Raw genomic sequence first — 9,723 nt, forward strand, 5'->3', positions numbered from 1 at the left:
TGCTTAGGACAGGCAGTCATAGTGATTTGTTTTAATAAATTTTAAGGGGGTTCTCATGAAACTTAGAATCTTCGCAGAAGATAAACCTGCTGAAAAGGTTTTTGACTATCAGTTAGAGCTGGCAGATGAAACAATTATTCTATCGACAGCACTCTTGTCAGGTGCTATTGCTTTGGCAGGATTATTTTCTGCTTTGAAAGAAAAATAAAAATAGAAAAGGACAAATAAAATGGTTTTACCAAATTTTAAAGAAAATCTAGAAAAATATGCGAAATTATTGGTTGCGAACGGAATCAACGTGCAACCTGGTCACACTTTGGCTCTCTCTATCGACGTGGAGCAACGTGAGTTGGCTCACTTAATCGTCAAAGAAGCTTATGCCTTGGGGGCGCATGAGGTGATCGTTCAGTGGACAGATGATGTCATCAACCGCGAGAAATTCCTCCACGCACCGATGGAACGTTTGGACAATGTGCCAGAATACAAGATTGCTGAGATGAACTATCTCTTGGAGAACAAGGCTAGCCGTCTCGGTGTCCGTTCATCTGATCCAGGTGCCTTGAACGGTGTGGACGCTGACAAACTTTCAGCTTCTGCAAAAGCGATGGGACTTGCCATGAAGCCAATGCGTATCGCAACTCAATCCAATAAAGTCAGCTGGACTGTGGCAGCCGCTGCTGGACTTGAGTGGGCTAAGAAAGTCTTTCCAAATGCTGCGAGCGACGAAGAGGCAGTTGATCTCCTTTGGGACCAAATCTTCAAAACTTGCCGTGTCTACGAAGCAGATCCTGTTAAGGCTTGGGAAGAGCATGCAGCCATCCTCAAGAGTAAGGCAGATATGCTTAATAAAGAACAATTTTCAGCCCTTCATTACACAGCACCAGGAACTGATTTGACACTTGGCTTGCCGAAGAACCACGTTTGGGAATCAGCTGGTGCTATTAATGCGCAGGGAGAAGGATTTTTGCCAAATATGCCGACAGAGGAAGTATTCACAGCACCAGACTTCCGCCGTGCAGATGGTTATGTCACTTCTACAAAACCGCTTAGCTATAACGGAAATATTATTGAAGGTATTAAAGTAACCTTTAAAGACGGCCAAATCGTAGACATTACTGCTGAGAAGGGTGATCAGGTCATGAAAGACCTTGTCTTTGAAAATGCGGGTGCGCGTGCCTTAGGTGAATGTGCCTTGGTACCAGATCCAAGTCCAATTTCTCAGTCAGGCATTACCTTCTTCAACACCCTTTTTGATGAGAATGCTTCAAACCACTTGGCTATCGGTGCAGCCTATGCGACTAGCGTCGTTGGTGGAGCAGAGATGAGTGAAGAGGAGCTTGAAGCTGCGGGACTTAACCGTTCAGATGTTCACGTGGACTTTATGATTGGTTCTAATCAGATGGATATCGATGGTATCCGTGAGGATGGAACACGTGTGCCTCTCTTCCGTAACGGAGATTGGGCAAATTAAGGAGCCAAGATGATAGGAAGTATGTTTGTTGGTCTCCTAGTGGGATTTTTAGCAGGTGCTCTGACCAATCGTGGAGAGCGAATGGGATGTTTTGGAAAAATGTTTCTGGGCTGGATTGGTGCTTTTATAGGCCACTTGCTTTTTGGGACTTGGGGACCGATAATAGCAGGAACTGCCATTATTCCGGCAGTACTAGGTTCCATGATTGTCTTAGCGATTTTCTGGAGACGAGGAAGTTAATTTCTTAAATCTGATACTCAATGAAAATCAAAGAGCAAACTAGGAAACTAGCCGCAGGTTGCTCAAAGCACTGCTTTGAGGTTGTAGATAGAACTGACGAAGTCAGCTCAAAACACTGTTTTGAGGTTGCAGATAGAACTGACGAAGTCAGTAACATATATACGGCAAGGCGACGTTGACGCGGTTTGAAGAGTATGAAATGAAAAGGAGGTTGGTCATTGAGACAGCCTCCTTTTGATATGATATAATAGTTCTATGAGATTAGATAAATTTTTAGTTGCCTGCGCTGTGGGGAGCCGAACTGAGGTCAAAAACTTGCTCAAGGCTGGTCGCGTGACGGTAAATGGTAAAAAAGAAAAATCAGCTAAATTGCAGATTGATGAAGAAAGAGATGAGATTCGCTTTGATGGGCAAGTGTTGGAGTATGAAGAGTTTGTCTACTACATGATGAACAAGCCCCAAGGAGTTATCTCAGCGACTGAGGATCCTAAACACAGAACGGTGTTGGACTTGTTGGATGACTTGGCTCGGAGCAAGGAAGTTTTCCCAGTAGGGCGCTTGGATATTGACACGCATGGTCTTTTGCTCTTGACCAATGATGGTCAGCTGGCCCATGCTCTTCTTTCGCCCAAGCGTCATGTGGACAAGACCTATTTGGCTCAGGTCAAGGGAATTATGGCCCAAGAAGATGTGGAGATATTTGCCAAGGGCATTCCGCTCAAAGACTTTACTTGTCAGCCTGCTAAACTGGAGATTCTTTCCACAGATGCAGAAAAGAATCAGAGTCAAATCCGTGTGACTATTGCAGAAGGGAAGTTTCATCAGGTCAAGCGTATGGTGGCCTACTGTGGTAAGGAAGTAGTAGACTTGCAACGTTTGACTATGGGAACTCTAGTATTGGATGAGAACTTGCAGCGAGGAGAATGGCGTCGCTTGACCAAGGAGGAGTTAGAAGCTCTCCTTGCGAATATTGCCTAATTTGATTTATATTCGAAAAGGTGAGGGAGAATATCCTTGCCTTTTATGTTTTTCAGTTGCTTCCTTTGTGAAAAGAGTTATAATAGACTGTAGAATAAAAGGAGGAATCTATGAACGCGATTCAAGAATCATTTACTGATAAATTATTTGCCAACTATGAAGCAAATGTAAAATACCAAGCGATTGAAAATGCTGCCAGCCACAACGGAATTTTTGCAGCCCTAGAACGTCGCCAAAGCCATGTAGACAACACCCCTGTTTTCTCATTGGATTTGACCAAGGACAAAGTAACTAACCAGAAGGCTTCTGGTCGTTGCTGGATGTTTGCAGCCCTTAACACTTTCCGCCACAAGCTCATCTCACAATACAAACTAGAAAACTTTGAGTTGTCACAGGCCCACACTTTCTTCTGGGACAAGTATGAGAAATCAAACTGGTTCTTGGAACAAGTCATTGCGACTGCAGACCAAGACTTGACGAGCCGTAAGGTTAAATTTCTACTCCAAACACCACAACAAGATGGCGGTCAGTGGGATATGGTCGTTTCTCTCTTTGAGAAATACGGTGTCGTGCCTAAGTCAGTTTACCCTGAGTCTGTTTCATCTAGTAGCAGTCGTGAGCTAAATGCAATTCTTAACAAATTGCTTCGCCAAGATGCTCAAATCTTGCGTGACTTGCTTGTTTCTGGTGCTGATCAAGCAACTGTTCAGGCTAAGAAAGAAGACCTCTTGCAAGAAATCTTTAATTTCCTTGCAATGTCACTAGGTCTCCCACCACGTAAATTTGACTTTGCTTATCGTGATAAAGACAATAACTACCAAAGCGAAAAAGGTATCACTCCACAAGAGTTTTACAAGAAATATGTCAATCTTCCTCTAGAAGACTACGTTTCTGTTATCAATGCTCCAACTGCTGATAAACCTTATGGCCAATCTTATACAGTTGAGATGTTGGGAAATGTGGTTGGTAGCCGTGCGGTTCGTTACATTAACGTACCGATGGAGCGCTTGAAAGAATTGGCAATCGCTCAAATGCAAGCAGGTGAGACTGTTTGGTTTGGTTCAGATGTCGGTCAGCTTAGCAACCGTAAAGCTGGAATTCTTGCGACAGATGTTTATGACTTTGAATCAAGCATGGACATTAAACTCACTCAAGACAAGGCTGGACGTTTGGACTACAGCGAAAGCTTAATGACCCACGCTATGGTCTTGACAGGTGTGGACTTGGATGAAAATGGGAAATCAACTAAGTGGAAGGTTGAAAACTCATGGGGAGACAAGGTCGGAACAGATGGCTACTTCGTTGCCTCAGACGCTTGGATGGACGAATACACATACCAAATCGTTGTTCGTAAAGAATTGCTGACAGCAGAAGAACAAGCTGCCTATGAAGCAGATCCAATTGTGCTTGCACCATGGGATCCAATGGGAGCCTTGGCAGAATAAAAGCATAGAAAAAAGGAATCTAGTTTAAAACCGGATTCCTTTTTGAATGTATAGATTACATGATGTGAAGAACATGCGCCACAATACCCACTGCGAAGAGTGCAAGGATAATAGTGATTGGAGATACTTTTTTCTTAAGCAAGTACATGCAAAGGAAAGTAAGGAGTAGTCCTGATAGTCCAGGGATCAACATATCCAAGTTTTGTTGGAAAGTAGTAACTTTTTCAGGTGTTTGAGACAATCCTTGTCCTACTTGTGCGAATGCTTCTTGGATACCTTTAGATCCTTCTGGCAATTTATCCCAATGGATATAAGCCTTTTCATCTAGTTGAACTTTGGCAACATCGAAAGCAAATTTAATATTTACCCAACGTTGAACAAGGACAGCAAGAATGAACATACCAAGGATAGAAGCGCCTTTAGTGATGTCTTGGAGGATACCGCCAGACATATCTTTAGTGATTTCTGATCCAGCCTTGTATCCAATCTCTTGTGTATACCACAAGAATGACATACGAATCAAGTTCCAAAGAACGAAGAAGAGGATTGGACCTAAGATATTACCAGTAAGGGCAAGTGAAGCACCGAGTGATCCAAGGATTGGGCGTACTGTAAACCAGAATACTGGGTCACCGATACCAGCAAGAGGTCCCATCATACCGATTTTAACCCCTTGGATAGCGGCATCATCAATTTCAACACCGTTAGCACGTTCTTCTTCAAGTGCAAGAGTAACCCCCATGATTGGAGCGGCTACGTATGGGTGAGTGTTGAAGAACTCAAGATGGCGTTCAAGAGCAGCGATTTGATCTTCTTTTTTAGTGTAGAGTTTTTTAAGAGCTGGAATTAATGAGTAAGCCCAACCCAAGTTTTGCATACGTTCATAGTTCCAAGAACCTTGTAAGAAAGTTGAACGCCACCAAACTTTTTTACGATCTGATTTAGTTAATTGAAGTTTTTCAGTCATGATGTTTTCAGTCCTTTCTTATCTTAGTAGTCTTCTAGGATATCGCCGATTGGGTCGTTAGAAGTTGCGGCTCCTCCGCCACCATTTCCACCAGTTTTAGAAAGGTGAAGGTAGATAAGAGCGATAGCAACACCGATAGCACCAAATCCGATTAGAGTAATATCTGACACGGCAGCAAGCACGAAACCGATAGCGAAGAATGGCCATACTTCACGAGTTGCCATCATGTTGATAACCATAGCGTAACCAACGGCAACGACCATACCACCACCGATAGCCATACCATCTTTGAGCCAATCAGGCATAGCATTTAGAATGCTTTGTACTGTTTCAGTTGGTACCATTAGAAGGAGTGCTGCAGGGACTGCAATACGAAGACCTTGAAGAAGAAGTGCGACAAAGTGAGCACGTTCAACTGCTTTGAAGTCACCTTTTTTAGCAGAAGCATCAGCAGTGTGAACCAATCCGACAGAGAGTGTACGGACAATCATAGTCAAGAATAGACCAGCAACTGCAAGAGGGATAGCAACCGCTTGGGCAACACCGATACCTGTCTTAGTAAAGTCGCCACCAAGAACCATGATAATGGCAGCAGCAACAGAAGCAAGAGCAGCGTCAGGAGCTACGGCAGCTCCGATGTTAGCCCAACCAAGGGCGATCATTTGAAGAGAACCACCAAGGATAATCCCTGCTTCAAGGTTACCAGTAACAAGACCGATAAGGGTACAAGCTACGATTGGTTGATGGAATTGGAACTGGTCGAGGATACCTTCAAGACCTGCTAGGAAGGCTACAACGACTACTAAAACCATAGAAATAATAGACATCTTTAAAATCCTTTCATAAAATCGATTATTGCACGTTTGCTTTGTTGATCAAGTCAAACAAATCTTTTTTGGTGTCGTTTGGTACTTTACGTACATCAAATTCAACACCAAGGTCACGCATTTTTTCAAATGTAGCAACGTCTTCTTTATCCATAGACAAAACGTTGTTAACCATTGTTTTACCAGTTGAGTGAGCCATTGATCCAACATTAAGAGTTTTGATTGGTACGCCACCTTCGATAGCACGAAGGGCATCTTGAGGTGTTTCAAACAAGATAAGGGCATGTGTTTCTCCGAAGCGAGGATCTTTTGCAACGTCGATTAGTTTTTGGATAGGAACAACGTTTGCTTTCACTTTACCTGGAGCTGCCTGTTTAATCAATTCTTTACGTAATTCGTCTTTAGCTACGTTATCTGAAGCAACGATGATACGGTCTGCTTTTGAATCTGGAGTCCAAGCAGTTGCAACCTGACCGTGAAGTAAACGAGTGTCTAGACGGGCAAGGTTGATTTTGAGTTTACCGTCTCCGATGACAGTTCCTTCTGGAATAGCAGCTTGGGCAACTGGAGCAGCTGCAGCGCTTGCTACTTCCTCAACTGGGTTTAGCTCTTCTGGAAGAGCTTTGATGCCATCTTTGGCTTCTTTAATAATATTCGCAGCGACTTTTTCTACACCTGCAGCAGCGTCCATCAGGCGCTCTGTGTAGGCTTGAATTAACATCGGTAAGTTAAGTCCTGTGATGATGGCAAACTTACGCTCAGGATTTTCTCCCATCACGCGACTAGCTTGGTTGAATGGAGATCCACTCCAAAGGTCAGCCAAAACTAGAACCTCATCTTCTGCGTCAAATGCAGCAACAGCGTTATTAAACTTAGCGTATAAATCATCAGGACCTTCATTTGGCATAAAGGTTACAACTTGAACCTTTTCTTGTTCACCAAAGATCATAGATCCTGACTGATGAATACCAGCAGCAAATTCGCCGTGGCTCGCAATAATGATTCCGATACTCATTATTGTCATTCCTCCTTTTTGTTGTTTCAGTTTTCTTTTAAGAAAACTTTAAGACTTTTTAAGTATAAACCGTTTTCATCTAAAAATCAACTATTTATCATAAAATAATTAAAAAGATTACATCTGAAAAATATTGATATATTGAGTTTTAGAGAAGTTTTTTTGAACCCATATTTAAAAATTTAATATAAAAAAGTTGGAAGCGCATTCCAACTTTTAAAATAGGTTTTTATTAGATTAGTGGGTGAAGTCGAGTACCATACGTCCTTGGATTTGACCTTTTTCCATTTCGTCGAAAATGGCTACGGCATCTTCGACTGGACGTTTTTGGACAATTGGGACTACCAAACCTTCTGCACCGAATTGGAAGGCTTCTTCCAAGTCTTTACGAGTTCCAACAAGAGAACCGATAACTTGGATTCCATCTAGAACGGTTTTAACGATACTGAGTTCCATCATTTCAGAAGGAAGACCGACAGCGACGACGCGACCACCAGCACGAACGGAGTCAACAGCCTGGTTGAAGGCAACTTTAGATACAGCAGTTACGACAGCTGAGTGAGCTCCTCCATTTGTTTTTTCCTTGATGAGTCCTGGTACATCGTCAACTTCGAGGCCGTTAATAACGATATCCGCACCGACTTCTTTTGCAAGGGCAAGTTTGTCATTGTTGATATCAACCGCGATGACATGAGCATTAAATACTTTTTTAGCGTATTGAACAGCTAGGTTACCAAGCCCACCAGCACCGTATAGAACAACCCATTGGCCTGGTTCAACTTTTGCTTCTTTAATAGCTTTATAGGTTGTTACACCAGCACATGTGATAGAAGAAGCTTGGGCTGGATCAAGTCCGTCAGGAACTTTGACAGCATAGTCTGCAGTTACGATACATTGTTCAGCCATACCACCGTCTACTGAGTAGCCAGCATTTTTTACTGTACGGCAAAGAGTTTCACGGCCAGTTGTACAATATTCGCAAGTACCACATCCCTCAAAGAACCAAGCAACGCTGACACGGTCACCGACTTTAAGACTTTTAACATCAGGAGCGATTTCTTTAACAATACCAACACCTTCGTGTCCTAGAACACGTCCTGGTACTTGACCAAAGTCACCGTGGGCAACGTGGAGGTCAGTGTGGCAAACACCACAGTATTCAATCTCTACAAGTGCTTCTCCAGTTTCAAGTGGACGGAGTACTTTTTCTTCAACAGCAACACCAGTGCTTTCTGGATTAACAACAACAGCTTTCATAGCTATCCTCCTTGATATTGGTCGAGAACAGGGACAACAGGACTGGATTGATTATGTTTCAACAGAGTCGAGTGTGACGAGCTCTCTTGTATTTATATGTGAAGTATATCACAAAAGAAAGCCTTTTCCAAGGTTTTGGAGGCAAAAAGTAGAACAATCGATTAACTGGTTGATTAGACTGTGAAAAGAGCACAAAGACCAGCTCGCAAGCTGGTCAGTAGGGGCTATAAGAATAAATCTTGCAGGGTTTTGGCAACCCCGTCTTGGTCATTTGTCAAGGAAATTTGCTCATCTGCATAAGGGAGTAGCTCTGGATTGGCATTTTTCATGGCATATCCTTTCCCAGCAAAAGCGAGCATTTCGGTATCATTGTGTTCATCTCCAAAAGCAATCAAATCTTTTTTGTCACGGTTCATTACCTTGAGCAAGTAGTCCAAGGCGAAGGCCTTGTTGACACCTTTTGGGGTACACTCAAGGATATTGAGCGGACCTCCCCAGGTATTAATAGAAAGTTGATGCTGGTAGAAGGCGTTCATTTCTTTTGCCAAGGCATACTTGTCACTGGCTCTGGTCTGTAATAGGATACAGTTAGGATCCTTAGTTACCAACTCAGGCTGGAATTGATTTTCAGGCTGGAAAGCTTCTATGCCAAATAGTTTGGGATTGGCAATTTCTTCATTAGGATTTGTAATGTAGAATTTTTTACGGTATTCTCCAGCGATAAAATCGGCTTGAATGTCCTCTGAACGTCGAACCATATCTAGCAGATATTTTTTGTCTACGGTTAAACACTTTTCAAAGCTCCAAACTTGGTCTGGTAAATGAGTAAGGGAGCCGTTGAAATTAATCATAGGAGTGTCTAAGCCCAGTTCACGGTAAAAATCTTTTGACATACGGTAAGGGCGACCTGTCGTAATAATAACCTGATGGCCTTTTTCAGCAACTTTTTTGATGGTTTTTTTGGTAAAGTCAGAAATTTGACTGTCTGAGTTGAGCAGGGTTCCATCCAGGTCAACTGCAATAATTTTCTTCGTCATAGGGACCTTTCTAGTGTCTTTTCAGATAAGATGTCTACTATTATAACAGAAAGCAGGCAGAAAAGCAGATTCGAAACAAAAAAAGAAATTTCATCAAATTCTTAAATAAATCAAACAAAGATATTGAAAAAGTGAATGATAAATGATATAATTCTATTATTGTTCGTAAAAATTAAAAGGAGATTGATAATGGACAAATTATTTAAACTAAAAGAGAACGGTACAGACGTTCGTACAGAGGTTCTCGCTGGTTTAACAACTTTCTTTGCAATGAGCTATATTCTCTTTGTAAACCCACAAATGCTTTCACAAACAGGGATGCCTGCTCAGGGTGTCTTCCTAGCGACGATTATTGGTGCAGTAGCGGGTACCTTGATGATGGCTTTTTACGCTAACTTACCTTATGCCCAAGCACCAGGTATGGGATTGAATGCCTTCTTTACCTTTACAGTTGTATTCGGGCTTGGTTATTCATGGCAACAAGCC

At 42.4% G+C, this 9,723-nt stretch carries 11 protein-coding genes; 6 read left to right on the forward strand and 5 right to left on the reverse strand.

Annotated elements, in window-relative coordinates; all coding sequences use genetic code 11:
- Positions 1 to 55: 55 nt before the first annotated feature.
- From QZ359_RS05460 to pepC, 5 genes are all read left to right on the forward strand, one after another.
- The gene (locus QZ359_RS05460; RefSeq protein WP_000776617.1) at positions 56 to 208 is read left to right on the forward strand and encodes a hypothetical protein; all 153 of its coding nucleotides are present in this window, start codon (positions 56 to 58) and stop codon (positions 206 to 208) included.
- Between the two features lie 21 nt (positions 209 to 229).
- Entirely contained in the window at positions 230 to 1,471 is a 1,242-nt protein-coding gene (locus QZ359_RS05465; RefSeq protein ID WP_033679625.1) for an aminopeptidase, read from the forward strand.
- Positions 1,472 to 1,480: 9 nt separating this feature from the next.
- Positions 1,481 to 1,711 carry a GlsB/YeaQ/YmgE family stress response membrane protein gene (locus QZ359_RS05470; protein WP_000580443.1) on the forward strand — a complete coding sequence of 77 codons (231 nt, stop codon included), beginning with the start codon at positions 1,481 to 1,483 and terminating at the stop codon, positions 1,709 to 1,711.
- A 255-nt stretch (positions 1,712 to 1,966) separates the two neighbouring features.
- Entirely contained in the window at positions 1,967 to 2,689 is a 723-nt protein-coding gene (locus tag QZ359_RS05475) for a pseudouridine synthase (protein ID WP_261202199.1), read from the forward strand.
- A 110-nt stretch (positions 2,690 to 2,799) separates the two neighbouring features.
- Positions 2,800 to 4,134 carry an aminopeptidase C gene (pepC, locus tag QZ359_RS05480; RefSeq protein WP_293963930.1) on the forward strand — a complete coding sequence of 445 codons (1,335 nt, stop codon included), beginning with the start codon at positions 2,800 to 2,802 and terminating at the stop codon, positions 4,132 to 4,134.
- Between the two features lie 55 nt (positions 4,135 to 4,189).
- Here pepC and QZ359_RS05485 read toward each other — a convergent pair whose 3' ends face one another.
- The 5 genes from QZ359_RS05485 to QZ359_RS05505 form a co-directional block, all read right to left on the reverse strand.
- Positions 4,190 to 5,101: a PTS system mannose/fructose/sorbose family transporter subunit IID gene (locus tag QZ359_RS05485; protein ID WP_033676082.1), complete on the reverse strand. Its 912-nt coding sequence runs from the start codon at positions 5,099 to 5,101 to the stop codon at positions 4,190 to 4,192.
- Between the two features lie 23 nt (positions 5,102 to 5,124).
- On the reverse strand, positions 5,125 to 5,928 hold the full coding sequence (locus tag QZ359_RS05490; protein ID WP_000022716.1) for a PTS mannose/fructose/sorbose transporter subunit IIC: 804 nt from the start codon (positions 5,926 to 5,928) through the stop codon (positions 5,125 to 5,127).
- A gap of 25 nt (positions 5,929 to 5,953) precedes the next feature.
- Positions 5,954 to 6,943 carry a PTS sugar transporter subunit IIB gene (locus QZ359_RS05495; protein ID WP_000021970.1) on the reverse strand — a complete coding sequence of 330 codons (990 nt, stop codon included), beginning with the start codon at positions 6,941 to 6,943 and terminating at the stop codon, positions 5,954 to 5,956.
- Positions 6,944 to 7,180: 237 nt separating this feature from the next.
- On the reverse strand, positions 7,181 to 8,200 hold the full coding sequence (adhP, locus tag QZ359_RS05500; protein ID WP_261064256.1) for an alcohol dehydrogenase AdhP: 1,020 nt from the start codon (positions 8,198 to 8,200) through the stop codon (positions 7,181 to 7,183).
- A gap of 224 nt (positions 8,201 to 8,424) precedes the next feature.
- Positions 8,425 to 9,237: a Cof-type HAD-IIB family hydrolase gene (locus tag QZ359_RS05505; RefSeq protein ID WP_261077279.1), complete on the reverse strand. Its 813-nt coding sequence runs from the start codon at positions 9,235 to 9,237 to the stop codon at positions 8,425 to 8,427.
- Between the two features lie 189 nt (positions 9,238 to 9,426).
- On the opposite strand from QZ359_RS05505, the gene QZ359_RS05510 reads away from it, so the two are divergent.
- Positions 9,427 to 9,723: NCS2 family permease (locus QZ359_RS05510; protein ID WP_293963931.1), on the forward strand; the 297-nt coding region annotated here is incomplete at its 3' end.

It is taken from the genome of Streptococcus sp. (assembly GCF_019414905.1).
Classification (GTDB): Bacteria; Bacillota; Bacilli; order Lactobacillales; family Streptococcaceae; genus Streptococcus.